Source organism: Synechococcus sp. PH41509 (assembly GCF_020514285.1).
Classification (GTDB): Bacteria; Cyanobacteriota; Cyanobacteriia; order PCC-6307; family Cyanobiaceae; genus Parasynechococcus.
The window spans coordinates 1-26,604 of record NZ_VTLD01000019.1 but is presented as its reverse complement, the minus strand read 5'-3'; the positions used below and the strand labels follow the sequence as shown (position 1 = coordinate 26,604).

Below are 26,604 nucleotides of genomic sequence, written 5' to 3'. Positions count from 1 at the left end.
TCTTAGTTCAGGCATGGAGATGGAATCGGATTAAATTCAGCCACCGTTTGGGCTTGTTCGTGACCAAAGGCGCTGTCGCCCTGGTGTTGCATGCCCATCTGCCCTACGTGCGATCGGCAAAACCAGGCTCTCTGGAAGAGGACTGGTTTTTCCAGGCACTGATTGAGTGCTACCTGCCCCTTCTCGAAGCGCTGGAACAGGCCAGCGCCGACCCCAACCAACAGCCCAAACTCACCATCGGCTTATCGCCGACGCTGCTGTCGCTGCTGAGTGATCAAGACCTCAAGCAGCGCTTTCCCCAGTGGCTGAACGAGAGGCTCGCGCTGCTGCCAAAGGCGGATCCTGCGCTCCGCGATGGCGCCGAGCATCTGGCGGCGGCCATCAAGCGACACAAAGGGGCATGGCAGGACTGCGATGGTGACTTGATCCAGCGCTTCGCAGCCCTGCAGCGCCAGGAGGTGGTCGATCTACTCACCTGCGGCGCAACCCATGGCTACCTCCCCCTGCTGCGCCATCACCCGGAAGCGGTGCGCGGTCAACTGCGCACCGCGGTGCGGGAACACCAGCGCCTCGTCGGGGAATCGCCTCTGGGGATCTGGTTGCCTGAATGCGCCTATTACGAAGGGCTGGATCGCTGGATGCGCGATGCCGGGCTCCGCTACGCCGTGCTGGACGGCCATGGGCTGCTGCATGGCCGCCCCCGCCCCCGCTACGGGGTGTACGCCCCGATCTGCAGCCGCAATGGGGTGGCGTTCTTTGGGCGTGACAGTGAAGCCACGTTGCCGGTTTGGTCAGCCAAGGACGGCTACCCCGGCAATCCCCACTACCGGGAGTTCCATCGCGATCTGGGCTGGGACTTGCCTATCGAAGAGCTCAAGCCCCTCGGACTCGACCAGCCGCGACCCCTCGGGCTAAAGCTGCATCGGGTGACTGATCACAGTGCACCCTTAGACCAGAAACGCCCCTACGAACCGGGGGTGGCTGCTGAACGGGTGAAGCAGCATGCAGCCGATTACCTGCAGGGCCGTCGCCGTCAGCTAGATCAGCTCGACCGTGCCATGGATGTGTCCCCACTTCTGGTGGCCCCCTTCGACGCCGAACTGTTTGGCCACTGGTGGTTTGAAGGGCCGGCTTTTCTCAGCCAGTTGTTCCAGCAAGCTCCTCAGCAGGGGGTGAGCTTCACCCGGCTGCGCGATGTGTTGAACAGCGTTGGCCAGCTCCAGCTGTGTGACCCCTCCCCATCAAGCTGGGGGCAAGGGGGCTATCACGACTACTGGCTGAACGACAGCAACGCCTGGATCATCCCGGAGTGGGAACGGGCCAGTGCAGCAATGGTGCAGCGCTGCAGCCGCGGGGTGGGCAGCGAGGAGGCCATGCAGTGGCTGCAGCAGGCCGCGCGAGAACTGTTGCTGGCGCAGTCATCCGACTGGAGCTTCATCCTCCGGGCCGGCACCACCACCGAACTGGCCAAAGAACGGGTGGAACGCCACCTGGGCCGCTTCTGGCAGCTGATGCAGGCGATCGACGGCACAGCCGAGCTGCCGGAGGGCTGGCTCGAGGAGGTGCAGATGGATGACCGCCTGTTCCCGCTGATTCAGCCGTTGGACTGGGCCCAGGTCGGCGATTGAGCTGGGGCCGCCCCCAACACCAACCCCCGCCGCAATTCCCAGGGAGATAAGGCAAACAAGCGCAGCATCACGCCCATCAGCCGCGGCAGCGGCAGGGTGTTGGTGAGAAAACCAAACCACTCCTCCCGCGGCAGCGAGAAAAAGGTGGCGAAATGGCTGCGCAACAACGCTTCGTTGAACCCCATCAAACGCCCAAGGCCGAACTGATAGAGCTGATGGCGCAGCACCAACTCGATCGGCCAGAGCGCTTGCCAACCCCGTTGCGCCAAGGCCGCTGAGCCAAGGCTTTGATTAGCGAGGGCTTCCGCCAAAGCCTGAGCCAAATCAGGCCCCCGCCGCAGCAGGGATCCCACCATGTAGCCCGAGGCTGGATGCACCATGCTCGCCGCTCCACCGAAAGCCAGCACCGGCTGACTGCGATCGGGCAACGGCATGTTCATCGGGAAGAGGCAGAACTCTTCATGGATCACCTCAGTAATTTCCACACCCCGCTGATCCAAGCGCTGCTGCAGCCGTTGCTTGAGCACGTCGTAGGGAACACCCGGTGCCAAAGCAAGCGAGGTTTCTTCCACGAAGAAAACCCCATCACCAAAATCCATCGCATAGAGAAAGGTGGGCGGTTCACGGCGCTGCGCTTCGCTGAGGTGATCGCAGCGGTAGTCCATCAACACAAACTGGCCCGGCTCAATCGGCGGCTTGGAGAAACGCCCCACCACGCCGTAGGCCGCCTGACCCGCCACCGGCCCTAGATCCGGGCGACGAATGTGGGGCGTACGCGAGCCGGAGGCATCAATCACCACACGCGCCTGCAACGTGCTTCCCGATGCACAGCTGACACTGGTTGTTGATCCACGCACCTCCACCCGCTTAACGGTGTCTTGATGCCACATCACCCCCTCGGCACGCTCCAGCCAATACCGCTGCAAGGCGGCCCGATCAAACAAGCCGTAGTCGATGCAATGGGCATAGCTCTGAGCCTGAGCCGTTGTGCCACCATCGCCGAAATAACTGACGGTGTCGCTCCAGCGGTGCTCCAGCAACTGCTCAAGCCCCACCGCTTTCAGTTCATCGGCCCAGATGCCGTAGGTGTTCGGCCAGGGATCGTCGACCGGTTCGGGAGCGATGCCGGCAACAGCCACGCCCCGTTGGTTCAGTTCAGAAGCGATGCAGAGGGCAGCAGGACCGCCCCCCAGCACCAACACATCCACCGGCTGGGCCAAGGTCAGCTGTCCTGCGCGTCTGATCCGGTGTCTTCCGATGCAGTGGTGTCGTCGTCAGCGGATTCGTCTTCCGCTTCCGGCGGCACCAACACCACCTTGAGCAGCCGGTCACCTTTGTCAAGCTTCTGCAGACGCACGCCAGTAGCAGCACGGGATTGCTGGGGAATGGCATCGGCGCTGGTGCGCACGATCACCCCCTTCTCGCTGACGAGGAGCAATTCCTCACCGGCACCGAGCACGCTCAGGCCCACTAGCTCATCGGCCTCGGTGCGGAACTTCATCGCCCGCAGACCCATGCCGGCACGCTTCTGCAAACGGAATTGCGTCACCGGCACCCGCTTGCCCAGACCCGAAGCCGATGCCACGAGCACCCAGGGGCCCTCGGTGGCTGCATCCTCTTCATCCTCGGCACTGGCGGCCACCTGATCGGCGAGTTCCACCGGCAGCACATCCATGCTCACCAGGGCATCGCCATCGCGCAGGTTCATCGACCGCACGCCGCGGGCCGTACGGCCCAGGGGCCGCAACTCCTCGTCACTGAGGCGGAAGTGGATGGTCATCCCGGCTTTGGAGCCGATCAAAACGCTGTCGCCGGGCACCGCCAACCGCACCCAGGTGAGGGCATCGCCTTCCTCCAGGTTGATGGCGATCAAGCCATTGGAGCGGATGCTGCTGAAGGCCGAGAGGCGGGTGCGCTTGATGAAGCCACCTCGGGTGAGCATCAGCAGATCGGTGTCGTCGCTGAACTCCGACACAGGAATCAACGTGGTAATCGCCTCTTCCCGGGGAATCGGCAACAGCTGCACCACCGGGGTGCCCTTTGCCGTGCGGCTGCACTGGGGCACGCGGTAGGCGGGCAGGGCGTACGACACACCGCGGTCGCTGAACAGCACCAAGGTGTCGTGGTCGTTGCAGCTGATGAACAGCTTCACCGCATCTTCACCCTGGCTGCGGGTGCCGGCCTTGCCGCGGGTGCCGCGGCTGGTGGCCTCAAATTCGCTCACCGGCATCCGCTTGAGGTAACCGGTCTCGGTGAGCAGCACCACCGAACGCTCATTGGCGATCAGGTCGATGTCGGAGAGTCCACCTCCGAGGTCAAGGATCTCCGTGCGGCGTGGAATCGGGTAGCGCTCCTGCAGCTGACCGAGCTCGCTCTGGATGATGCCGAACACCCGCTCACGCCGGCCAAGGATGTCTTTGTAATCAGCAATCTTGGTGACCAGATCCTCGTGCTCGAGCCGGATCTTGTCGGCCTCCAGAGCCGTCAGACGACGCAGCTGCATCTGCAGGATGGCGTCGGCCTGGATGTCGGAGAGGCCATGGCGCTCCTGCAGCTGTTGCCGAGCCGTGGCCGTATCGGGAGCAGCCCGGATCAAGGCAATGATTGGATCCAGCTGATCGAGCGCCAGCAGCAGGCCCAACAGAATGTGATCGCGCTCCTCGGCCTTGCGCAGCAAGTAGCGGGTGCGGCGCTCGATCGTCTCGACCCGGAAGTCGAGGAACACCTCGAGCATCTTGCGCAGGGTGAGCAGGATTGGCTCGCCATTCACCAGCGCCAACATGTAGGCGCTGAAGTTGCTCTGCAGCGGGGTGAGCTTGAACAGGTTGTTCAGCACCACCTGCGGGTAGGCGTCACGGCGCAGTTCCACCACGATCCGCATGCCATCGCGGTCGCTTTCGTCGCGGATGTCGGAGATGCCCTCGAGCTTTTTGTCGTTGACCAGCTCTGCGATGCGCTCGATCAGCGCCGCTTTGTTGGTTTGATACGGCAACTCAGTGATGATCACGGCATCGCGATCGGGGCGTCCCGGCACCTCGAGCGTTTCAATGTTGGCCACGCCGCGCATGGTCACCGAGCCGCGGCCGCCCAGGTAGGTCTCGCGGATGCCTTCACGCCCCAGGATTTGACCACCGGTGGGGAAATCCGGGCCAGGGATCAGTTGGATTAACTCCTGATCGGTGATCTCCGGGTTCGCGATCAACGCGAGTAAGCCATCAATCAGCTCATTGAGGTTGTGGGGCGGAATGTTCGTCGCCATCCCCACGGCGATGCCCGCCGAACCATTCAGCAGCAGCTGCGGGATTCGGGCGGGAAGCACGGTTGGCTCCTGCTGGGAGCCGTCGAAGTTATCGGCGAAATCAACCGTCTCCGCCTCAATGTCCTCCAGAAGGCTGTCGGTGGTCAGCGCCCGCAACCGCGATTCGGTGTAACGCATGGCTGCCGGTGGATCGTTGTCCACAGAGCCGAAATTGCCATGCCCATCAATAAGGGGCATCGACATGGAGAAGTCCTGGGCCATGCGCACCAGGGCGTCATACACAGCGGTGTCGCCGTGGGGGTGATATTTGCCGAGCACTTCGCCCACCACACGGGCGCATTTGCGATATGGCCTGTCGCTGGTGAGGCCCAGCTCATACATCGCGTAAAGAATCCGTCGATGCACGGGCTTGAGACCATCGCGGGCATCGGGCAGGGCCCGGCCAACGATCACACTCATCGCGTACTCCAAATAGGAGCGCGACATCTCGTTGCGTAGGTCCGTCTGAATAATCCGATCGTCGGAACCGCCAGGACCGCCGCCGACAGGCCCCACAGAATCCGTCATACGTGCATCAGACGTCCTTTAACAGTCTATCTCGGACAGTGGAAGCAACAGGAAAACTCCGGATAAAATCCCAACCGCTTTGCACTGACGTGATGGGTCCTGTCGACGAGCCTCGCCCTGAAGCCGAAACCCCAGGCAGCGACCCCACGCCAACTCCTGCTGCTACCCCCGTAAGTAGTCCGGAGCCAGCACCAACACCGGCACCAACCCCCGCGCCTACGCCAGCACCAACACCTGAGCCCACGCCAGCACCGGCACCAACCCCCTCACCTACTCCGGACCCAGTGATCGCGTCCACCGTCTCCATCCCTGCGCAGGACGCTTCAGATCAGGACGGCTCAGATCAAGACGGAGGTGAATGGGAGCTGCTGGTGGGCAAGGCCAAGGCTTGGGTGGAGCAGAACGATCTTGCTCAGCTCTGGACCAAAGCCCAGCTACCGCTGCGGGTAATTGGAGCCTTGATTGCCTTCGCCCTGGTGGCGAAGGTGTACTCCGGTGTGCTCAACACCATTGACAGCCTTCCTCTAGCTCCAGGCCTTCTTGAGCTCGCCGGCCTGATCTGGTTGATGAATTTTGCTCTTCGCAACTTGATCAGGAACAGCGACCGGGACAAATTCATCACGGCCACCCGGTCAACCTGGAGCCGTATCACGGGTCGTTCGAGCTGAAGCGATCATCCCGATTGGTAGCTTGATCAGACTTCATTAAGTCGCGCGGTGGACATTCAGCTCGGACGCTCAAAGACCGTTCGCCGGGCCTACGGAATCGATGAAATCGCTCTGGTGCCTGGGGGTCGCACAGTTGACCCCGAGGTCACCAACACCCGATGGAAACTCGGGGGCATCGAGCGGGAGATCCCCATCATCGCCAGCGCCATGGACGGCGTGGTTGATGTGGACATGGCCGTCCGTCTGTCCCAGCTCGGCTCCCTTGGCGTTCTCAATCTGGAGGGGGTGCAAACCCGATATGAGGACCCCAACCAGGTTCTGGATCGCATCGCAGCCGTCGGGAAGGACGAATTCGTCCCACTGATGCAGGAGATCTACAGCCAACCGGTTCAAGAAGTACTGATCCGGAAACGCATCCAAGACATCAAGGCCCAAGGAGGCATTGCCGCCGTGAGCGGAACCCCGGTAGCTGCTCTGCGTTTCGGCAAGGCCATCGCCGAAGCAGGAGCCGATCTCTTCTTTGTGCAGGCCACCGTGGTTTCGACGGATCACATCGGACCTGAAGGTCAGGAGACCCTTGATCTCAAAGCCCTCTGTCGCGACATGGGCGTCCCCGTTGTGATCGGCAACTGCGTCACCTATGACGTAGCCCTGCAACTGATGCGTGCTGGTGCGGCGGGCGTGATGGTGGGAATCGGACCGGGTGCCGCCTGCACCTCCCGCGGCGTTCTCGGTGTCGGAATTCCACAGGCCACAGCGGTTTCAGACTGCGCAGCCGCCAGGGCCGACTACGAAAAGGAGAGCGGTCGCTATGTACCGATCGTTGCTGACGGGGGCATCGTGACCGGTGGTGACATCTGCAAATGCATCGCCTGCGGGGCTGACGCGGTGATGATTGGATCGCCCATTGCCCGTGCGGACGAAGCCCCCGGCCGGGGCTTCCACTGGGGGATGGCAACGCCAAGCCCGGTGCTGCCTCGCGGCACTCGCATCAATGTTGGGAGCACAGGAAGCATCGAACGCATTCTCCGCGGCCCTGCCAAGTTGGACGACGGAACCCACAACTTGTTGGGGTGTCTCAAAACATCCATGGGAACCCTTGGCGCCCGGACCATCAAAGAAATGCAGCAGGTCGAGGTGGTCGTTGCGCCGTCATTGCTGACGGAAGGGAAGGTTTACCAAAAGGCCCAACACCTCGGGATGGGCAAATAGAGCAGAGCTAGGCTGAAGCGTGTGCGGGCTTAGGCCCACACACTCCTCACACCCCCCGGCCCGGCGCGATCGGGCTTTCACTCTTGATGGAGAGCGACTGTCACAAGTTCCCTTCTTGACAGGGAAGGGCCGTGTTTTCGCTCGAAACGGTTGCTAAATTCTCCCTAAATCTTCCTGCTCATATGTCTAGCGCCGCTGCCGTTACCGATGCTTCCTTCGAGCAGGACGTACTCCAGAGCGACGTGCCGGTTCTTGTCGACTTCTGGGCGCCCTGGTGTGGACCCTGCCGGATGGTGGCACCGATCGTCGAGGAGATTGCCAAAGAATTTGATGGACAGATCAAAGTCTTCAAGCTCAACACTGACGAAAATCCCAACGTCGCCAGTCAGTACGGAATCCGCAGCATTCCGACCTTGATGGTGTTTAAGGGCGGTCAGAAGGTCGACACGGTTGTCGGCGCTGTTCCCAAGGCAACCCTGTCGGGAACCATCTCCAAATACCTCTGAATCTGTCTCCAGATCGGAGAGATCGGTTGAGTCTGAACCTCGGGTTGATCGATTACGGCATGGGCAATCTCCACTCAGTGGAGAAGTGCCTAGAGCGTCTTGGTGAAAGCTGCAGGCTGATCAAAGACGCTGACCAGCTCGATGGCATTGATGCTCTGATCCTGCCGGGGGTAGGAGCTTTTGATCCCGCCATGGCCAACCTCAGGGCCACGGGGCTGGTGCCCCACTTGCTGCGCTGGGGGCATGACAATCGCCCCTTGCTTGGGATCTGTCTCGGCCTGCAGCTCCTGTTCGAACACAGCGACGAAGGAAGCGATCCCGGCCTCGGCCTCCTGGCCGGACGGGTGAAACGTCTCCCCAGCGGCAACGGTGAACGGATCCCCCACATGGGCTGGGCCCCGTTAATGCATCACGGCAATTGCCCACTGCTCAACAGCAACGTCCCCTCTGAATGGGTGTATTTCGTCCATAGCTACGCCGCAGTTCCCACCGATCGGAATGACTTGAAAGCCACGGCCGCCTTCGGCGATCAGGAGGTCACTGCTGTTGTCTGGAAAGGCCGGTTAGGAGCCTGTCAGTTCCATCCGGAGAAGTCGTCTGATGCCGGAGAACAAATGCTGCGACGCTGGTTGACCTGGCTGCAGCGCGGGGCCGAGCCCTTCCGATGAGCGGTGGCGGGCAACTTCGGCTCAGCGGTGGTCGACGTCTGCAAAGCCCTGGAGGACGCGCCACAAGACCCACCACCTCCCGAGTCCGTGAGGCGGTGATGAACATCCTCGCGCCGCGCTTGCACAATTGCCGCTGGCTAGACCTATGCAGTGGCAGTGGGGTGATGGGCTGCGAGGCGCTGCAACGGGGTGCACGCTGTGTGGTGGCCGTCGACCAAGATCCACAGTGCATCCGCATCAGTCGCGCCAACCTCAGCATGGTTGCTGCTGGTTGTTCACCGACGCCGGAAGTGCGCACAGAACGTCGAGAACTGATCGGATGGCTGCGCAGAGGCTGGAGCCAAGACCCCTTCGACATCGTCTACTTCGACCCTCCCTACGACCAAGGCCTCTATGAACCAGGCCTTGATGCGCTCGCCCAAGGGAATTGGGTTCACCACGACTCTCTCGTGGTTTGCGAACACAGATCAAATCTGAATCCCGTAGCGGGCTCCGGCTGGTCTGTTCTTGATCAGCGCCGCTACGGCATCAGCGGCGTGCTGCTGCTCAGCCCCCCAGAGCACTGCCACCGCGGCGGTACTGGTTCCAAGCCGCCACAAACAGACCCATCAGGGTGACGGGAATCAAACCAAGAACGATGCCGCAGAGCAGAGGTTCGATCATGGTGTCGCGTCAGCAATCAGAATTAAGCAGAATTCTCTCATTGGAACTCAAGGTCTGTGGTCCAGCCGTCACGAATTGCGGCCGAATCAGCTGATGCTGATTCGGCCGATCGAGGGCGCGGCCTGATCGCCGCTCTTGTGGTCTCGGCCGCGACCGCTTGCGTCGTACTGGTGCTCTGGGTTCTTGGGAGTGCCCAGCGAGATCCCTACATCAAGGCCAGCCTTGAACTGCAGGGTGCCGTTGACCACGGCGGCCAGCTGTTCCGCATCAATTGCGCGGGCTGTCACGGTCTTGCCGGCCAAGGACTGGTCGGACCTTCTCTGCAGGGCGTCAGCAACAACGTGAAGGACCCAGCCTTGGTTCACCAGATCATCAGCGGCGAAACACCACCCATGCCGAGTTTTGAGATGGAGCCTCAATCGATGGCCGACCTACTGGCCTACCTGCACACACTCAGCTGAGCCGGTGCCTTGAATGCCGTCGTTGTGCTGGTCGAGCCTGCCGGCCCTCTGAACATTGGAAGCGTGGCCAGGCTCTGTGCCAATTTCGGTGTAAGCGAACTGCGGCTCGTGTCCCCCCGCTGTGACCATCTCTGCGAGCAGGCCGTGCAAATGGCTGTTCATGGGCAATCGCTGCTTTACGCCGCAGCGGTATTTCCTGACTTACTCACAGCCATCAACGACTGCCGACGCACCGTGGGCAGTTGCGGACGTCTGGACCACGGCGAGATTCCTCTACAAGATCCTGAACAGGCCCTTGGATGGCTGTTGGCCAGCGATGGCAGCGCATCCAGCGCCAAGGCGCCCGTGGCCCTTGTGTTCGGGAGGGAGGACCGCGGCCTTAGCAACAGTGAGCTGAGGCTCTGCCAGAAAGTTCTGTGTTTACAAAGCGGAGAGGCCTATCCCTCCCTGAATCTGTCCCATGCCGTGGCTGTGGTTCTGCATGAGTTAGCCCGTCTCAACAGTGCGGAGACAGAAGCTCGCAGCATCGCCCCCCCATCACCTGACCCGGCAGCCGCAAAAGCGCTGTCAGCGTTGCTGAACGATGCAACAGACCTCCTGCTGGAGGCTGGTTTTCTGTTGGAGCACACCGCCTCAGCGCGCATGGCCAAAGTGCAGGATCTGCTGCAACGCGCGACGGTGCGCGCCGAGGAAGTGGCTCTCCTGCGGGGCATGGTGCGCCAACTGCGCTGGGCCATCCGCACCGAGCGCCCCTAATCTCTGCCGCATAGTCACGGCTGAAAGGTTGACCAACAGTCGTTCTTCACGTCGCTCCGCAGGCTGGGGAGGGCCGGCTCGGCTCATCCTGCGTCTTGTCTTGATGGGAGTCGGCCTGGGACTGCTCACAGGCACGGGCCTCCGGCTCCTGGCACCGCGCGTGCAGCAGCAGGAGATTCCACTGCCCAGCTGGCTCGCCAATCAAGCGGTGATTACAACGCTGCTCGGTGAAACCGTTGAGCCCCAAACCATTGAGGAGGCCTCTAAGGACGAGAAGCTTGCGCCGATAGCAGCGAACGTCCTTAAGCAGGCACGATTTGCCCCAAAGCAGGAAATCAAGGCCTTATCCCAGCGCTGGGTGGAACTGGCCAACCAACAGACCGATCTGCAGGCCAGCGCCTACATGCTCATCCTGGACGACGGTCGCTTTGCAGCCATGCAGGCGGAGCGCCCCATGCCAGCCGCCAGTTCAATCAAGACACCGATCCTTATGGCAGTGCTGGAACTGCTGGACCATGGAACGCTTCAGTGGAACGAGCCCCTCACGCTGACCCAAGAGCTGGTAGGTGGAGGCGCCGGATGGATGGCCTCCCGTCCGCTGGGCAGCCGCTTTCCCACCTATGAGGTCGCCACAGAAATGATCCGGGTCAGCGACAACTCCGCCACCAATCTGATGATTGCCAGGGCGGGGGGAATGGAGCAGATCAATGCCCGCTTTCAGGCGCTGGACCTCCCAGCAACCGTTGTGAACAACTGGCTGCCGGATCTCGATGGAACCAACACCACAAGTGCACGCGATCTAAGCCGTGCCATCGCTTTGGTGGATAGCGGCGAGGTCCTGGGTCCCCGAAGCCGGGATCTATTTCGCGAGGTGATGGGGACTTCAGTCACCAACACCCTTCTACCCACGGGCTTGATGCGCGGCCTGGGTGGTGCTCAGGGTGCACCCGACGACAGCCTGGCCCGCAAGGGCTACCGCGTTTACAACAAAACCGGTGACATCGGACTTGCCTACGCCGATGCCGGTCTGATCGAACTACCGGACGGCAGACGCGCTATCGCGGGATTTCTGGTGAAAGGCCCCTTCAACGACCCCAGATCCACGGAACTGATTCGTCAGCTATCCGCCGCCATGGCACCGCATTTGAAACCCAACCCTGCCCCTCCACAACCATGAAGCTCGCCGCTCTGTTGTCCGCCGCTTGGGTGAGTGTTGCGGCGATGCCCGTCTCTGCAGAGGTGATTGAGCGTCAGCAGAACGTTCGCCCCTTACCGGGAGCCCTCGACAGCGTGTTGATGGTGAACGACAACAACCCCGAACTCATTCAGAACGACGGCATCCTGATTTCAACATTTCCAGATGGGGATGCAGCGTCCATTCCCGTTGTGCTGAACGGCCGCTTTGACCTGTTCAGCCACCACGTCTATGCCGGTGATGTGGAAGGCAGTCCAACGTCGACTCTATGGCTGGCGGTTCTAGCGGCTCCCCTGGGAGACGCTCCGGTGACCCTGCAGCTGCTCTCGGGAAGCACCTCACTATCTCAAGCGACGGAACCAGGCCAAACCCAAGCTCCCTTCCTGCCGTTGCCGAGCCTGATGCAGGAGACCACCGAGGTTGTGGCCGCTGGACCTGGCAGCCGCGTCGCCGGAGATCTATTGGCAAGTCGAAGCGCAGCGGAACTCTCCAGCCGTCGCTGGACCCTTCCTCCAGGCTCACCCACACGGCTGATGCTGTTGCCCATTCCAGTGGCAGGTCTCGACCCACTGCTGAATGGTCGCAATCTGCAACTGCGGTTCCACAGCTCCGCCCCCGTGGCGATAGCCACCCTGGCTGCCCATGGAAACGATGGACAGGCTCCGAACGATCAGCACTGGCTTCAGCTGCTGAAAAGCCGACGCTTGAGCAGCAAGGAGCATCAACCCACCCCTCGGGGCAGCAAAGGCAAGATCATCTATTCACGGGTGAGCGGTGTTCAGATCGGCAGCAGCTGGCGGGCGCGCTTAACCGACCCAGGGAGCACTGTTCTGGCCGCACCTAAGGCACCCATTTCATGGCCGATCAGCAGTTTGGAACGCGGAACCCTCGCCACCAACCAGGTTCAAACCGCTGAGCTCGAGAGGTTTTATCCCGGAACAGCCTGGGCCGCCCATGGGAACTACGGGGTGGAATACGACCTCACCCTGCCCCTGAAGAACACAGGTTCAGCCCCTGTGAAGCTGCAACTGTCTCTGGATTCACCCCTCAAAGGCAACAGCCAAACCTCCTTTCTGCGCTTCCGCGATGACCTCAACGGACCGGTCATGTTCCGGGGGCCCATCCAGACCACGGGTCTAGAGGATCCAAAGGGTGTTCCCCAGGGACGCCAGACGCAGCATCTTGTGTTGCGCCAGGGTCAGCAGGGATCGTCCCTTGGACAGGTGATGCTCAAACCAGGGGAAGGCAAGCAAGTGCGCGTTCGCTTGATCTATCCCGCTGATGCCACACCGCCGCAGGTCCTCACTGTGCAGCCTGTGAAACAATCCTGAGCACGCCAACAGATTTGCTCGTGACTGCACCCCGGAAGCGCAGGGTCTTCCCCTTCACTGCAGTGATCGGTCAGGAGGAGATGAAGCTGGCCCTGCTTCTCAACGTGATCGACCCACGCATCGGTGGCGTAATGATCATGGGGGACCGCGGCACCGGTAAATCCACCACGATCCGAGCTCTAGCGGATCTGCTGCCCGACATCGAGGTGGTGGCTGGTGACCCCTACAACAGTTCGTCCACCGATCCCGACCTCCAGAGCAGTGAGGTGCGCGAGCGAATGCAACAGGGGGAAACCCTGAGCACCGAGCCGCGGCAGGTGCCAATGGTGGACCTCCCCCTAGGTGCGACGGAAGACCGTCTTTGCGGCACCATCGATATCGAAAAAGCCCTGAGCGAAGGTGTTCGCGCCTTTGAGCCTGGTTTGCTGGCCAAGGCCAACCGTGGCCTCCTCTACGTGGATGAGGTGAACCTGCTCGACGATCACCTTGTCGACGTGCTGCTCGATTCGGCCGCCTCCGGCTGGAACACCGTGGAACGGGAAGGGGTGTCCGTGCGCCACCCCGCTCGTTTCGTCTTGATCGGCTCCGGCAACCCGGAGGAAGGCGAGCTACGTCCCCAACTGCTCGATCGCTTCGGCATGAGCGTTGAGGTGCGCACCGTGCGCGATCCAGAGCTGCGGGTTCAGGTGGTGGACCAACGCACCGCCTTTGACAGTGATCCCGATGGCTTCAGCACAGCTGTGGAGGGAAATCAGAATGCCCTTCAGCAACGCGTGGTGGAAGCCCAGCAGCGCCTGGACCAGGTAACCATCGACGACGATCTGCGCCTGCGCATTTCCGCCGTCTGCGGTGAGCTGGATGTGGATGGCCTGCGGGGTGACATCGTCACCAACAGGGCCGCCCGGGCCCTGGCCGCCTTCGAGGGGCGCACCGAAGTCAGTGAAGAAGATGTCGCCCGCGTCGCCTCCTGCTGCCTGCGGCACCGTCTGCGTAAAGACCCCCTCGAACAGGTGGATTCCGGCGACCGTGTGGTCAAGGTGTTCTGCAAGGTGTTTGAACGCAGTGAGAGCAGCGATCGCGCTGATTTCGAACTGGCCCTCGCCGCCTGATCCCACCACAATCAGCCCATGCGCATCCTCGGCATCGACCCGGGCCTGGCCCGGGTGGGCTACGGGGTGATCGACATCGACGACGGATGCCAGCGCATGCTCGACTGCGGCATCATCCAGACCAACCCGGGTCGCTCGGATGGTGACCGAATGGTTGAAATCGCTGGTGACCTGCGCCAACTCATCCGGATCTGGCGACCGGATCTGGCCGCCGTGGAGAAGTTTTTCTTTTACCGATCGAGCAACACCATCAACGTGGTTCAGGCACGCGGAGTCGTGGTCATGACGCTGGCCCGCTTCAAGATCCCGATGGTGGAATTCCCTCCCATGCAGATCAAACTCGCCGTGGCGGGGTTTGGGCATGCCGAGAAAGACGAAGTCCTGGAGGCGGTGATGCGGGAGTTGAATCTGGATGAACCACCAAGGCCGGATGATGCGGCCGATGCCTTGGCGGTCGCTCTGACAGCGTGGCTGCAGCGATGAGCGCAAAGCAGATGCTGCGCCATCACTTCAGAGAGCAGCGCCAATTGGGAGAGGTTGCCACCCGCACCATCCAGGAAGCGGTGGTGAACCTGGTCGGCAGGTCAATCTGCGGCAACGGATATGTGGGGATCTACTGGCCCCTACCGGGTGAGGCGGATTTACGTCCGTTGCGTGATGTTCTCCATCCGCCGCTGGCCTTGCCGGTCGCCGATGGCGAAGGAGGAATCATCTATCGGAGCTGGACCAAAGAACCTCTTCAGCCGGATGGCTGCGGCATTCCTGCGCCCGCCGAGGGAGAGGCTCTTCGGCCCGATCAATTGGCGCTGATGCTGGTGCCGGCGCTAGCGATTGACCGCGATGGAATCCGCCTGGGCTATGGCGGTGGTTACTACGACCGTCTCAGGGCTGATCCCGCTTGGGCCACCACACCAGCCTGGGTGGTGCTGCCCTCGGCCTGCATAGCGACCGAACTGCTGCCCCGCGATCCCTGGGATCTTCCTTTCACAGGGTGGATCACGGAGCAGGGTGCTGGTCGGCCAGCCTGACTAACCGCATCATGGGCTCCATTGATCGCACTTCCATGCTGCGTCTGCTGACTCCACTGGTCCTACTCAGCGCGGTTCTTCAAGGCACGGTTCTGGCTCCCGCCAAAGCCCATCAGATCGAAAGCGCTCTGCACTATCTCGATGGTGATCTACAACTGAGCAGCAACTTTTCCAACGGGGAACCCACCCAAGGAGCCGTTGTGCGATTGCTCAATGCCGATGGCACCCCGGGGCAAGAACTGGGCCGTACCGATGCAGACGGACGCCTCAGCCTCGATCTCAGCACGGTGGTCAACGGCACCGTCGATCTTCAGGTGGACGGTGGTCCGGGCCACCGCGACTACCTGGAGCTCCCGGTTCACGATGGCGCCGTGAATCTGAACGAGGTGGTCGTGTTCCCCTTCAGCCTGGTGTTGGTGGGGCTGCTGGTTAGCGTGCGACGTCGAAACGACTGAGCCCGCCATGGCAACTAGCACTGGCAGTGATGCCCTCGACCGGATGGTGGAGCGATTGGGCGGCACTGCTGATCCAAAACGCCGCTACGAATACGTGCTCTGGCTGGCAAAAAAGCTCGCTCCTATGCCGGCAGAAGAGCAAACCGAAGACATCAAAGTGAAGGGGTGTGTGTCTCAGGTTTTTGTGCGGGGCGCCCTGGATGACGGGGTGATGCGCTGGCGGGGAGACTCCGATGCTCTGATCACCAAAGGGCTGCTGGCCTTGTTGATCCAGGGTCTGGGTGGGCTGACCCCGGCCGAGGTGCAGGCGGTGGACCCGGCCTTTATTGCTGCGACTGGTCTTCAGGCCAGCCTGACGCCTTCGCGCGCCAATGGCTTCCTCAACATCCTTCTGGCCATGCAGGAACAGGCCAGGCAGTTGGAGAACTAAAGCGAAATCACGCACATACATAGAGTCGCTCAAAATTGTTCCAACACGGATTAGAGGGAATGGCAGCAAAGGTCGGCGTGGGTCTGCTGGGGCTGGGCACGGTTGGCGGGGGAGTGGCTTCGATCCTCCAGAGTCCCGGCGAACGCCACCCGCTTGTCAATGAACTTGAGCTGATCCGGGTTGCCGTCCGCGATCTGAGCCGGCCCCGCCCCGTGGTCCTGGACGAGAGCCTGCTCACTACCGATCCATCGGCAGTGATTCAGGACCCGGCGGTGGACGTTGTGGTGGAGGTGATCGGTGGCCTGGAACCAGCCCGCAGCCTGATTCTTCAGGCAATCGCAGCAGGCAAATCCGTGGTGACCGCCAACAAGGCCGTGATCGCACGCCACGGCCAGGAAATCGCTGAAGCCGCTGCAGCCGCCGGGGTGTACGTGCTGATCGAAGCCGCCGTCGGTGGGGGGATTCCCATCATTGAGCCGCTGAAGCAGTCCCTTGGTGGCAACCGCATCAACCGCGTCAGCGGCATCATCAATGGCACCACCAACTACATCCTCACCAGGATGGCTGAGGAGGGAGCCGCCTACGACGCGGTGCTCAAGGATGCCCAAGACCTCGGGTATGCCGAAGCCGACCCGGCAGCGGATGTGGATGGCCTCGATGCAGCCGACAAGATCGCGATCCTGGCCACCCTTGCTTTCGGCGGCAGTGTGGAGCGCGCCGCCGTTCCCACCGAAGGGATCAGTGGCCTCCAGGGTGTGGATGTGGATTACGCCAACCAGCTTGGCTACGGCGTGAAGCTGCTGGCTGTGGCTGAGCGCATGGCAGCCAGTGGCGATCCGCTGCCGCTCTCGCTGCGTGTGCAGCCCACGCTCGTTCCCAAGGATCACCCCCTAGCGGGCGTGAACGGTGTGAACAACGCCATCCTTGTGGAAGGTGATCCGATCGGCCGGGTGATGTTCTATGGCCCTGGAGCGGGGGCTGGACCGACGGCATCTGCGGTGGTTGCCGATATTCTCAACATCGCCGGAATTCGCCAGGCCAGCGACGGCCCCGGCAAGGTGGACCCCCTACTGGCTGCGGGCAGCTGGCGGCCCTGCGCCCTTGTCGATTCAGGCGATATTCGCCAACGCCATTACGTGCGTTTTAAGACAAAAGATGCGCCTGGCGTCATCGGTAATGTCGGCGGTTGCTTTGGCCAGCGCAAGGTCTCCATCCAGTCGATCGTTCAATTCAATGCGAGTGACGCCGGAGCCGAAATCGTTGTGATCACTCATGAAGTGAGTCAACGCCAGATGGATGAGGCCCTCGAAGCGATCCAGGCCCTTCCTGAGGTTTTAGGCCTGGCCGCTCATCTCGGCTCCCTCTAGGGAGAGCAGCTGAACTGGCGGATGGGTCCGGGCATACGTCAGAATGTCAAGAACTTTCACAGCACAGGTCCGGATCCACGGATTTGTGCACGAAACGGTTCATGCAGAACCTCATCTGTTCGGTCCCGGGTCAAGGCTGCTCTCTGCAGGAGGGGATCAACCCGATGACTGTGCACCAAGGGGATTGCGTCAACCTGGACAGTGACGACAACACGTATCAGGTCATCGGCGTGGATGGTGACCACGATCGCTGTTGGGTCCGCCGCTGGCCTCTACAGAGAAGCGAGGGTTCACCTGTGTTCGAAATCTCCATGGAGCGGATTCGCCAGGTCGGCTAACTCGCTGTTGAATAGGCCGACCAGATGATGCCCGAGGCCCTTTGAAGCGCACCGATCGCCCCACGACACGGACGTGCGGTGGGGTGCTCATAGGGCTCGTTCTATCTCTCGCTCAGATGGGGTGTCAGGCACCACCCCAGACCACCCGCATCACGGTTGCATCAGCAGGACGGATCAGTTCTCTCGATCCAGCTCAGGCCAGCACCCTCAGTGCCACGCAACTGATCAGCGCCCTGGGAGATCCGCTTTACCGCCTCAAGCGTGATGGATCGCTGGAGCCACGCCTGGCGGCATCGGCTCCCGTCCTGAGCGATGACGGTCGCACCGTCACGATTCCGCTGCGCACCGATGTGCACTTCCACGACGGAACGCCGTTTAATTCCGCAGCCATGGCCTTCAGCCTGCGGCGCTTCCTCAACATTGGGACCCTCAGCTACGTGGTGGGCGATCGCATTGCTTCGGTGGAGGAAGCCGACACCCACACCCTGCGGCTGCGCCTGAGTCGCCCCTCCACATCCCTGCAGGGCTTGCTGACGTCCATCAACCTCACCCCCATTTCACCGAAGGCCTACAGCAGTCACCAGGACCGGTTTTTGCATGACCGCTTCGTGGGAACAGGCCCCTACAAGCTGACCCGCTTCAGCGAACATCAACAAAGGCTGGAACCCTTTGGCCAGTACTGGGGAAAAGCACCACGCAACAACGGGCTGGATCTGATCACGCTGAGCAACTCCACGGCGCTGTACGGGGCTTTGCGCAGTGGCGAGGTGGATCTGCTGCTCTCAGCCTCCATTGACGAAGACCAACGCCACACCCTGCATCAACAGGCCATCGCAGGAAAACTGCACGAGTCCGTTGGCCCGGCGATGGAGATCGGCTACATCACCTTGCTGAGCAACCAGGATCCATTCCAGGACCCCAACCTGAGACGTGCCCTGGCCGTCAGTCTCAACCGAACAGAGATCAGTGAGCGGGTGAGCTACGGCCTCCGCCGTCCGCTTCGGGCGCTCGTGCCCCCCAGTCTTCCCGGCGGAGCCCTGGCCTCATGGCCGAAACACAACCCCAACCAGGCCCGCGAACTGCTCCGGACTGCTGGTTACTGCAACGGCCGCCCCCTGCGCTTTCCGCTCACCTTCCGCTCCAATGTGCCCGCCGACAAACTGCTAGCCCTCACCTGGCAGGCCCAGGTGCAACGTGACCTCCCCGACTGCCTGGTGTTGGATCTGGATGGCGTTGAGTCCACAACCATATACCGCCAACTGGGAGAGGGTGCCTTCAAAGCCGTGATGCTGGATTGGCGTGGCAGTTACCCCGACCCTGAGGCGTATCTGACGCCGCTGTTGAGCTGCACATCGGTGAAGGGAGATAGCTGTGTCGATGGGGAAGCGGCAATCAGCGGCAGCTTCTGGAGTGCGCCCGGTCTGCAGACCGCTCTTCTGGAAACTGACACGCTGGCTGACGAACCACGTCGTAAGGCCCTGGATCGCGTGGAACATCTCTCGGCCAACGGTGCCGCCTACATCCCCGTCTGGCTGGATTCACCTCGAGCCTGGGCCCAACTGAGCCTCAGCCCTCCAAAATTTGATGGCAGTGGTCAGTTGATGCTCTCTGAACTGGAGCGCCGATTCGAAGGAACGACAAACAACTAATGGGACGTGCCCGAGACCTAGCCCGCTACAGCGCCACCCGCCTTGCTCTGGCGCCTTTGATGTTGTGGCTGATCGCCAGTCTGGTTTTCCTGTTGCTGCGCGTCGCCCCTGGGGATCCTGTGGATGCGGTGCTCGGCAGCAGGGCGCCAGCTGCAGCCAAAGCCGCCATGCGTGCTCGGCTGGGACTGGATCAGTCGTTGCTGGATCAGTACCTCAGCTATCTCAACGGTTTACTCCATGGAGACCTGGGACAGGCCCTGATCAACCAGGAGCCAGTGCGGACGATCATCGGCAAAACCTTGCCCGCCAGCCTGGAGCTGAGCGTCATCGCACTGGTGATGGCCGCTGTGGTCGGGCTGAGCGTTGGCTTCAGCGGCATCGCCAGACCGGAAGGAAGCCTTGATCTTGCCGGCCGCCTTTACGGACTGGGCACCTATGCACTGCCGCCCTTCTGGGTCGCCATGCTGGTGCAATTGGTGTTCGCCGTCAGCCTGGGGTGGCTGCCGGTGGGCGGGCGATTCCCACCCAGTCTTCTTCCCCCTGATGGAAGCGGCTTTTTCCTTCTTGACAGCGCGCTTCAGAGCAACTGGGCAGCGTTCCGGGGCACCGTGCGTCACTTAATCCTGCCCGCAGGAACCCTGGCACTGCTTCTCAGCGGAACCTTCACAACAGCATTGCGTCTGAACCTGCGACGCACCCTGCGCGGCGACTACGTGGAAGCGGCGCGCAGCCGTGGCCTGAGTGAGCGTCAGGTCATCCTGCGCCACGGGCTCCCAAACGCCTTGCTACCGGTGCTCACCATCGCCGGCATCACGGTGGCTTCGTTGATCGGTGGAGCCCTGCTGATTGAAGTCACCTTCTCCTGGCCTGGCATCGCCCTACGCCTACAGGAAGCCATTAACCAAAGGGACTACCCCGTCGTTCAAGGGATCGTGGTGGTGATCGCCGCATTGGTGGTGCTGGTGAGTGTTGCCGTTGACTTGCTGGTGGCTGCCCTCGATCCGCGCGTGCGTTACTGACCCATCAGGTCCAAAGCCCGCCGACGCTCCAAGCGATGCCACCGCGTCATTGAGGTGGAATCCTTGAGGTGAAGAGAGTCCTGGCGGGATGGCGCGGCGCTGAGGGAATTGAGGAAGCCGATGACTTCAAAGGCAATCACCCGTTGCACGCTGAGGGGATTGACCCCCACCAGCTCCTCACCTAAGCGAAAGAGATCGTCCCCTTGCGAGGCCGACTCCTGGCCATCCACACGAATCGGCGAAAAGTGACTGGCCCCCTCAACAACAACCACCCTGCTGGCGGGATGCTGCGACAGTCCGACCATGAGAGCCACCTGCTCATCCAAAGCAGGGGTAATCAGATCGAGCGTGCCACCGACCAGGAGCAGGGGAAGGGATAACGCCTGGCTGGAGCGGTGGGGCCAGATCAAACCACCAAAGCTGTTGAGCCCCACCACCGCCCGAGGGAGCGGAAGCATCGCATTGCCTTCGAGCACGCGCCCTGCAGCGAGTTCGCACTGGAGCAATTCCGAGAGGTTGGTGAGGGGCAAGCCAGCCAACGCCCCTTCACAGCGCTGATCCATCCCGGGCACCACTGCCGCCCCACTGGCCAGCAGCGCTGTCAAAGCTCCCAGGGAGTGCCCTATCAGCACGACCTCGTCTCCGGGGATGTTCAAGTCACCCTGTCGTTGCGCATCAAGCACCGCTTCAAGATCAGCCAGCCGCTGCTGCAGCACCTCAGCGCCGTCAAACGACTGACGCCCCTCGAGCAACGCCTGAACGGCAGTGGCATCACTGCCGGGATGCTCAAGCAACGCCACAGGCCAGCCCGCCTTCATCAGCGAGCGAGCAAGCCAGTGGAAGTGATTGGGATCCCCGCCTAGGCCGGGCATAATTAAGACCCAGGTCCGATCGTCACGGGGCGACTGGGGGATCCAGCGTTCCAGTTGCAATGGACGCTGACGATGGCCGACGGACAGAGTTGACGGACGGGACCCGTCTGGCAAGGGCGAACGCTCACCTGGGGGGAGAGGCTGCAAACGCGCTTCTTTCAGGCCAAGCGAGTTCATCAGCCTGTGATGTCGCTTCAGTTCCAGCCTCCAGCGATTGGCTGCACCCACGAGCGCATCGAGATCCAAACGCAGCTGCTGGGTTGGCAAAGCCTCCAGCAAATCCAATGTCGAAACGGTCTCCTGCTGTTCAAGCAGCAGTTCGAGCGTGGAAAGAACCAGCGCACTGTTAATACGCCCTCCGTCTTCCACCCGAATCAATTCCCCCAGCGCATCCAGAAGGGGACCGGCTCCCCAGCTGCTGAGCATCTGACGCCCGAGGCTGCGCTGGGAGAGAACCGGAGCCTTGAGCAGACGAATCAGCCCTTCTTTGCTTTCGGGAGCAAGAAGACGCATCCAGGTGGACAGCTCCGATCGGGAGAACTGCGATGGATCACCTTCTGGTGACCGCACAAAGGCACTGAGTTCCTCAACGGAAACAGGTAAAACCACGCCATCGATCTTGACCTCCACGTTTTCTGTGGAGCGAACAGGCCACGATCCACCCGTGCTGAGCAGCAGACTGCCCACCAAGCCCATCGCGATGCATCGTCCTGTTAAGCGTCCGCGCAGCAACGCCTGACCCTCTGCGGTGGTGGAACCAGTTTCCATCACCTCTGAGAAATGTCACCCGACTGAGGTTCCTGGCCTCCATCGGTGCAGGCGGAGTGATGTTTATGACACCACTGATCTTCCATGCGATCGATTTCTCTGCGCGTGAGGTTGGCAGTGGGCTGGCCGTCTCAGCCCTGATTGGCACAGTGGTGCGTCTTCTGAGCGGTGCACTGCTCGATCGAGGCATCCGTTGCTCGTGGCCAGTCAGGGGAACAACGCTGTTGGCGATTGCTGCGGATCTGATCTTGCTGCAGGCCGACAACTACAACAGCTACCTAATTGGACAACTTCTGCTCGGCTGTGCAGCTGGTTTGTATTGGCCTGCGATCGAATTGGCCGTTCCCTTGAGTTGCGGAAGCTTGCCTTCAGGCAGGGGGTACGCCCTGGTGCGCAGCGCCGATGCTCTCGGCATCGGCATCGGAACGTTGATCGGAACCGCTGCCGCAACCCTGGGCACCTTGCGGACGGTGTACAGCGTTGAGGCGGTGTGCATGGGAGCCGTCCTGGTGCTGATCAGCCTTCATCCGCTCCAAGACGGCCCGCCATATCGCGACCTCAGCGGTAACAGCCCAGAACCTGGAGATCAACTGTCAACCTCCCGTCTGCCCTGGTTGCTTCCCCTGTTGCCGGTGCTGGTGATCAGCGTGGTGGCGACAGGAATCCTTGCTCTTCAACAGAGTGCACTTCCACTAGATCTGGTACGCGGGGGGCTCTTGAGACCGGCCCTGAGCGAAAGCCACAGCAGTGCCCTAATCGCTCTGCAGTTGACCCTGCTAGTGAGCCTGCAGTGGCCGGTGGGTCGTTGGCTGGCGGAGCGCAGCGTTGCCTTCGGTCTGGGCCTGAGCCTTGCGGGATTCAGTGTTGGCTGCGGTTTGATCGCTCTTTCGTCCCTTTTTGAAAGCGGAACAGCACTCGTTCTGGCAGCTCTGCTGCCGATGGCGTTCGCCCAGGCCGCGTTCCTTCCCACAGCCACAGAAGCGGTCATTGAAGAGACTCCACCGGAACGCCGTGGTTTGGCCATGGCACTGTTTTCCCAGTGCTTCGCCATCAGCGCCATCGTGGCGCCCCTCGCTGGAGGAGCCTTATTGGATCTTCAGAGCAACGGCCTCGTGCTCTGGTTATTGATGGGAGGAGCTTGCCTTGTCGTGCTCCCGACCCTTCGCAGCCTGAAGCCGCGGTATCGAGCGACAGCAACGAATATCGATGTACCCCGCCCTGGGAAAAAGCAACAGCGCCTCGATGCTGTGGCAGGCAGTCCAGGCCATCTTCGGCAGTAACAGCCAGCGCCTTTGATCGTTCAATAGCGAGGCAAGAATGAACGCAAGCGACGGTCGAAGGCCACCCATCGGGCATTCGAAGGATTGAGATCAGCCATGACGGAAAAAACATCAGGCGAGGGCAGCCAGCCCCGACGGATCCAACGGCCTCAGCTGATCGTGCATGCCGGCACGCACAAAACAGCCTCGACCTACATCCAAGAACGGCTGCACCGCAATCGTGATCTCCTAAGGAGCCAAGGCGTGAGCTTGCAGGACCCAGAGGACTACAAGCCCAAACCGAAAAAACTCGCGGCTGAGCTGTGCAAACAGAGGAGCAGACGATGGAAAGCTTTCTTCAAGCAACAACCGGAGGGATCGCATCGCCTTCTCAGTGCGGAGCAATTCGCCGTACCCCTCACCGATCCCGACTGCATCCGTCAACTTGAGGCGATGGCGGATGCAGCAGGATATGAGCTTCACATTGTGATTTTCATCCGCAGCCAGCTCGACTACATCAACTCGCGATACATCTATTCACTGCGGCGGTTTTACCACCACCAAACCTTTGAGCAGTTTGTTGACGATGCCTTAAAGGGAAGGCTCCAGAACGAGAAAACCAAGCGAGGCAAAATCGAACGTCGTCAGGATGTCTTTGATTTCTGGAGTTATTTCCAGCCTTTACTCAAAGCGAGAGACAAAGGCCTGAAGGTGAGCTTTCTTCCGTTCCGCCAAGGGGGTCTGGATCCTTTCGAGCAGTTCATTCTTGCCATCAACCTATCGACAGCTCTGTCCTGGAAACAATGCCCCCAGCGCCACTACAACCGCAGCCCAGGAACCCGAGGCGTTTGGCTTGCCCGATTGGTCAGCCAACTTCTTAAAGAGAACAAGATATCCCCAAAAACGATCGAAAATTCCTCTCAGATCATTCTTAGAGAAGAGCAACGAAGGTTCTGGCGCGATCCATCCTTCTGGGGATATTCACGCAAACTCTCGAAGATAGTCACCAAACACTTCGAGGCAAACAATAACAAGTTTGCAAAAGCAGCATGGAACTGCGATTGGGAGGAGGCGTTCTCCACAACCAATCAAACAGCGCAACGCAGGCGGTCGACCTACACCCCAGGATCGATTGAAAACGAAATATACATGCATGGAATCGCCCACAAGCTGCTCAAACAAATCCAAAGAAGGATTGACAGGAAAACATATAAATCAACCCCAGGGAACATGAAAAATCATCTTCAACAGATATTGAGGCTTGACTAGAATTAAGTCGCGCCAGAGCAGTTGACACAGCCAAAATTATTTTTTTTCAGAGCTTCATACCCAAGGCCTTCAACTCAGACCTATCCAAGCAAAAATCCTTGTCGCCACCATTCATTGATGGCCAATTACCCCTCAATCTTCCATTCACATACTGAGCTTTCGTCTTGTCTTTGCAATCAAAAACCTGAACCCAAGACATTGAACGAGGGCCTCCCACCACAGCTGGAGTGCCAGGAACCCAGGATTTTTGCGCTTCAGTTGTCGTGCATGTTTTTCCAGCAGGGTTGGGCTTCCACTGTCCATTGATCCAAGTTCCACCACCAAAGGTGGGAAGACAAGTCTTCTTTTTTGGCGAAGTCTCTACGTAATACCCAGCAGTAGCAGCAATGGGCTGTTGATAATAATGTTCAATATAATTCAAGGCAACGTATCGATCCGGCTGGCCCTTGTGAGGCACTCGCATCGGTGGCATCTTCCAATACCGCACCGCATTACTGGACGGCCAATACTTGTACTTCCAACCAACCACTTTGGGAAAACCAAGTTGATCTGTTCCTGGCTTCGCAACACAGACATTGTCGGCAGAACAGTTCTCCTTCAGTCCTGAATCCCGACTTTCATCTGAACCTCCCATACCAGCAGGGAATTGCCCGCTGTTGGATTGCACACAGCCCGCATAGTCCTTTGCCTCCAAGCATCGATTGTGAATCTCTTGATTCACAGACTGAGCAACAAGAACAGAGGCCTCATTCGAGGAGCTGCTTAGGACAACTCCCACCAGCCATGGAGTCACCGCAAGCAATCCAAAAGGCATGACCCGAAGCAAAGATTGAGCGAATTGTATTCAGAGTTGCGAGATCTGCCCGAACACGAGAAGAAACCGGAAGAATATCGCTGCAACATCTTCAGGCAATGAGAACAATCTCAATCCGAAAGACCCCATTAACGAGGCATCAACCAATCCCTAAACGTTGAACAAAAACTCCATCACATCACCCTCGTCCACCACATACTCCTTTCCTTCACTGCGCAGCCAACCCTTGTTGCGTGCTTCCGCCAGTGATCCTGCTTCCAAGAGCTTGTTCCAACCGATGGTCTGAGCTCGAATGAAGCCGCGCTCGAAGTCGGTGTGGATCACCCCAGCAGCCTGCGGCGCTGTCATCCCAGCCTTGAACGTCCAGGCCCGGGTTTCCTTCTCACCGGTGGTGAAGTACGTGCGCAGCCCAAGCAACCGATAGGTGGCGCGGATCAGGCTTTGCAGACCTCCTTCAGTTACCCCCAAACCTTCGAGGTAATCAGTGCGCTCGTCGTCACCCAGTTCGATCAGCTCAGCTTCGACCTGCGCTGAAATCCGCACCGTTTCGGCCCCTTCTTTGGCAGCCAGCTCAAGCACCTCCGTGCAGAAAGAATTGCCATCGGCAAGATCCTCTTCGCTCACATTGGTGGCATAGATGATCGGCTTGGCGGTTAACAGCCCCAAAGGCTTGATCAAGGCAGCCTCCTCATCCGCCAGCTCGACATTGCGAGCAGCGCCACCGTTCTCGAGCACAGACTGAATCCGCTCCAACGCAGCATCCTCGAGCTGTGCTTCCTTGCTGGTACGCATCTGCTTCTTCAGACGCTCCCGTCGCTTTTCGATCTGGGCCAGGTCAGACAGACCCAGCTCCAGGTTGATCACCTCCGCATCTCGGGACGGTCCAACGGACCCCGAGACGTGAATGACGTCATCGTCCTCGAAACAACGGATCACGTGAACGATCGCGTCAACCTCACGAATGTTGGCCAAAAACTTGTTGCCCAGACCTTCGCCCTGGCTGGCACCTTTCACCAATCCAGCAATATCCACGAACTCCATTCGGGTCGGGATGGTGTTCTGACTCTTGCTGAGTTCGGTTAGCCGATCCAGCCGCTCATCAGGGACTGCCACGCTGCCGACATTGGGTTCGATCGTGCAGAACGGAAAATTGGCAGCCTGCGCCTGGGCATTGGCCACCAATGCGTTGAACAAGGTGGACTTGCCCACATTGGGCAATCCGACAATTCCGGCTTTGAGCATCGGCGGAATCTACCGGCCAACGGCGAGACTGTTGTGAAGTTTTGTGGGCCCATGCTGCAGTCCTTGCGCTC

At 60.4% G+C, this 26,604-nt stretch carries 26 protein-coding genes and 1 pseudogene; 21 read left to right on the top strand and 6 right to left on the bottom strand.

The features are described 5' to 3' along the window. Positions 1-59: 59 nt before the first annotated feature. Complete coding sequence (locus tag FZZ88_RS06345) at positions 60-1,628, top strand: 1,4-alpha-glucan branching protein domain-containing protein (RefSeq protein WP_166017296.1); 1,569 nt, start codon at positions 60-62, stop codon at positions 1,626-1,628. Here the strand turns inward: FZZ88_RS06345 and crtL are convergent. Continuing rightward, on the bottom strand, positions 1,595-2,848 hold the full coding sequence (gene crtL / locus FZZ88_RS06340; protein WP_166017297.1) for a lycopene beta cyclase: 1,254 nt from the start codon (positions 2,846-2,848) through the stop codon (positions 1,595-1,597). The two genes, FZZ88_RS06345 and crtL, sit on opposite strands and share 34 nt — an antisense overlap. 2 nt (positions 2,849-2,850) lie before the next feature. After that, positions 2,851-5,454: a DNA gyrase subunit A gene (gene gyrA, locus FZZ88_RS06335; RefSeq protein WP_166017298.1), complete on the bottom strand. Its 2,604-nt coding sequence runs from the start codon at positions 5,452-5,454 to the stop codon at positions 2,851-2,853. 92 nt (positions 5,455-5,546) lie between these two features. Here gyrA and FZZ88_RS06330 point away from each other — a divergent pair, with 92 nt between their 5' ends. The 5 genes and pseudogenes from FZZ88_RS06330 to rsmD form a co-directional block, all read left to right on the top strand. Beyond that, positions 5,547-6,122 carry a CAAD domain-containing protein gene (locus FZZ88_RS06330; RefSeq protein ID WP_166017299.1) on the top strand — a complete coding sequence of 192 codons (576 nt, stop codon included), beginning with the start codon at positions 5,547-5,549 and terminating at the stop codon, positions 6,120-6,122. A gap of 48 nt (positions 6,123-6,170) precedes the next feature. Then, positions 6,171-7,334 (top strand): GuaB3 family IMP dehydrogenase-related protein, encoded by a 1,164-nt coding sequence (locus FZZ88_RS06325; RefSeq protein ID WP_115025313.1) that lies wholly within the window; start codon positions 6,171-6,173, stop codon positions 7,332-7,334. Positions 7,335-7,516: 182 nt separating this feature from the next. Then, positions 7,517-7,840: a thioredoxin gene (gene trxA / locus FZZ88_RS06320; RefSeq protein ID WP_006851354.1), complete on the top strand. Its 324-nt coding sequence runs from the start codon at positions 7,517-7,519 to the stop codon at positions 7,838-7,840. 26 nt (positions 7,841-7,866) lie between these two features. Continuing rightward, on the top strand, positions 7,867-8,508 hold the full coding sequence (gene hisH / locus FZZ88_RS06315) for an imidazole glycerol phosphate synthase subunit HisH (RefSeq protein ID WP_166017300.1): 642 nt from the start codon (positions 7,867-7,869) through the stop codon (positions 8,506-8,508). Next, positions 8,505-9,038 (top strand): annotated as a pseudogene (gene rsmD / locus FZZ88_RS06310) (16S rRNA (guanine(966)-N(2))-methyltransferase RsmD); the annotation flags it as partial. The gene hisH and the pseudogene rsmD, both read left to right, overlap by 4 nt. Positions 9,039-9,054: 16 nt before the next feature. Here the strand turns inward: rsmD and petG are convergent. Further along, on the bottom strand, positions 9,055-9,171 hold the full coding sequence (petG, locus tag FZZ88_RS06305; protein WP_071823076.1) for a cytochrome b6-f complex subunit V: 117 nt from the start codon (positions 9,169-9,171) through the stop codon (positions 9,055-9,057). A 56-nt stretch (positions 9,172-9,227) separates the two neighbouring features. Here petG and FZZ88_RS06300 point away from each other — a divergent pair, with 56 nt between their 5' ends. The 13 genes from FZZ88_RS06300 to FZZ88_RS06240 all read left to right on the top strand — a co-directional run bounded on the left by FZZ88_RS06300 (position 9,228) and on the right by FZZ88_RS06240 (position 20,309). After that, a complete protein-coding gene (locus FZZ88_RS06300; protein WP_170951260.1) occupies positions 9,228-9,632 on the top strand; it encodes a cytochrome c in 405 nt (134 codons plus the stop codon). 9 nt (positions 9,633-9,641) lie between these two features. Next, positions 9,642-10,388 carry an RNA methyltransferase gene (locus FZZ88_RS06295; RefSeq protein ID WP_166017302.1) on the top strand — a complete coding sequence of 249 codons (747 nt, stop codon included), beginning with the start codon at positions 9,642-9,644 and terminating at the stop codon, positions 10,386-10,388. A gap of 28 nt (positions 10,389-10,416) precedes the next feature. Next, complete coding sequence (locus tag FZZ88_RS06290; protein ID WP_166017303.1) at positions 10,417-11,565, top strand: serine hydrolase; 1,149 nt, start codon at positions 10,417-10,419, stop codon at positions 11,563-11,565. Beyond that, on the top strand, positions 11,562-12,914 hold the full coding sequence (locus tag FZZ88_RS06285) for a DUF3370 domain-containing protein (RefSeq protein WP_166017304.1): 1,353 nt from the start codon (positions 11,562-11,564) through the stop codon (positions 12,912-12,914). The genes FZZ88_RS06290 and FZZ88_RS06285 overlap by 4 nt, the downstream gene beginning before the upstream one ends. Positions 12,915-12,934: 20 nt before the next feature. Continuing rightward, positions 12,935-14,023: a magnesium chelatase ATPase subunit I gene (gene bchI / locus FZZ88_RS06280; RefSeq protein WP_115025395.1), complete on the top strand. Its 1,089-nt coding sequence runs from the start codon at positions 12,935-12,937 to the stop codon at positions 14,021-14,023. A gap of 18 nt (positions 14,024-14,041) precedes the next feature. Continuing rightward, positions 14,042-14,506: a crossover junction endodeoxyribonuclease RuvC gene (gene ruvC, locus FZZ88_RS06275; protein ID WP_166017305.1), complete on the top strand. Its 465-nt coding sequence runs from the start codon at positions 14,042-14,044 to the stop codon at positions 14,504-14,506. Then, the gene (locus tag FZZ88_RS06270; protein WP_166017306.1) at positions 14,503-15,051 is read left to right on the top strand and encodes a 5-formyltetrahydrofolate cyclo-ligase; all 549 of its coding nucleotides are present in this window, start codon (positions 14,503-14,505) and stop codon (positions 15,049-15,051) included. The genes ruvC and FZZ88_RS06270 overlap by 4 nt, the downstream gene beginning before the upstream one ends. 35 nt (positions 15,052-15,086) lie before the next feature. Next, a complete protein-coding gene (locus tag FZZ88_RS06265) occupies positions 15,087-15,506 on the top strand; it encodes a hypothetical protein (protein ID WP_226423688.1) in 420 nt (139 codons plus the stop codon). 7 nt (positions 15,507-15,513) lie between these two features. Beyond that, entirely contained in the window at positions 15,514-15,936 is a 423-nt protein-coding gene (locus FZZ88_RS06260; RefSeq protein ID WP_166017308.1) for a SufE family protein, read from the top strand. Positions 15,937-15,995: 59 nt separating this feature from the next. After that, a complete protein-coding gene (locus FZZ88_RS06255; protein WP_166017309.1) occupies positions 15,996-17,303 on the top strand; it encodes a homoserine dehydrogenase in 1,308 nt (435 codons plus the stop codon). 164 nt (positions 17,304-17,467) lie between these two features. Further along, complete coding sequence (locus FZZ88_RS06250) at positions 17,468-17,641, top strand: hypothetical protein (protein WP_370520009.1); 174 nt, start codon at positions 17,468-17,470, stop codon at positions 17,639-17,641. A 41-nt stretch (positions 17,642-17,682) separates the two neighbouring features. Next, on the top strand, positions 17,683-19,290 hold the full coding sequence (locus FZZ88_RS06245) for an ABC transporter substrate-binding protein (RefSeq protein WP_370520010.1): 1,608 nt from the start codon (positions 17,683-17,685) through the stop codon (positions 19,288-19,290). Then, complete coding sequence (locus FZZ88_RS06240; protein WP_166017310.1) at positions 19,290-20,309, top strand: ABC transporter permease; 1,020 nt, start codon at positions 19,290-19,292, stop codon at positions 20,307-20,309. The genes FZZ88_RS06245 and FZZ88_RS06240 overlap by 1 nt, the downstream gene beginning before the upstream one ends. Here FZZ88_RS06240 and FZZ88_RS06235 read toward each other — a convergent pair. Then, positions 20,303-21,949, bottom strand: a complete 1,647-nt coding sequence (locus tag FZZ88_RS06235) for an alpha/beta fold hydrolase (RefSeq protein ID WP_226423689.1) — start codon at positions 21,947-21,949, stop codon at positions 20,303-20,305. The two genes, FZZ88_RS06240 and FZZ88_RS06235, sit on opposite strands and share 7 nt — an antisense overlap. A gap of 65 nt (positions 21,950-22,014) precedes the next feature. Between FZZ88_RS06235 and FZZ88_RS06230 the strand changes: the two genes are divergently transcribed. Both FZZ88_RS06230 and FZZ88_RS06225 read left to right on the top strand, forming a co-directional pair. Further along, complete coding sequence (locus FZZ88_RS06230; protein WP_230332846.1) at positions 22,015-23,229, top strand: MFS transporter; 1,215 nt, start codon at positions 22,015-22,017, stop codon at positions 23,227-23,229. Between the two features lie 96 nt (positions 23,230-23,325). Further along, complete coding sequence (locus FZZ88_RS06225; protein WP_166017312.1) at positions 23,326-24,477, top strand: hypothetical protein; 1,152 nt, start codon at positions 23,326-23,328, stop codon at positions 24,475-24,477. Positions 24,478-24,523: 46 nt separating this feature from the next. Here FZZ88_RS06225 and FZZ88_RS06220 read toward each other — a convergent pair whose 3' ends face one another. Both FZZ88_RS06220 and ychF read right to left on the bottom strand, forming a co-directional pair. Continuing rightward, complete coding sequence (locus FZZ88_RS06220) at positions 24,524-25,291, bottom strand: hypothetical protein (protein WP_166017313.1); 768 nt, start codon at positions 25,289-25,291, stop codon at positions 24,524-24,526. 150 nt (positions 25,292-25,441) lie between these two features. After that, positions 25,442-26,533 carry a redox-regulated ATPase YchF gene (gene ychF, locus FZZ88_RS06215; RefSeq protein WP_166017314.1) on the bottom strand — a complete coding sequence of 364 codons (1,092 nt, stop codon included), beginning with the start codon at positions 26,531-26,533 and terminating at the stop codon, positions 25,442-25,444. Positions 26,534-26,604 lie beyond the last annotated feature (71 nt).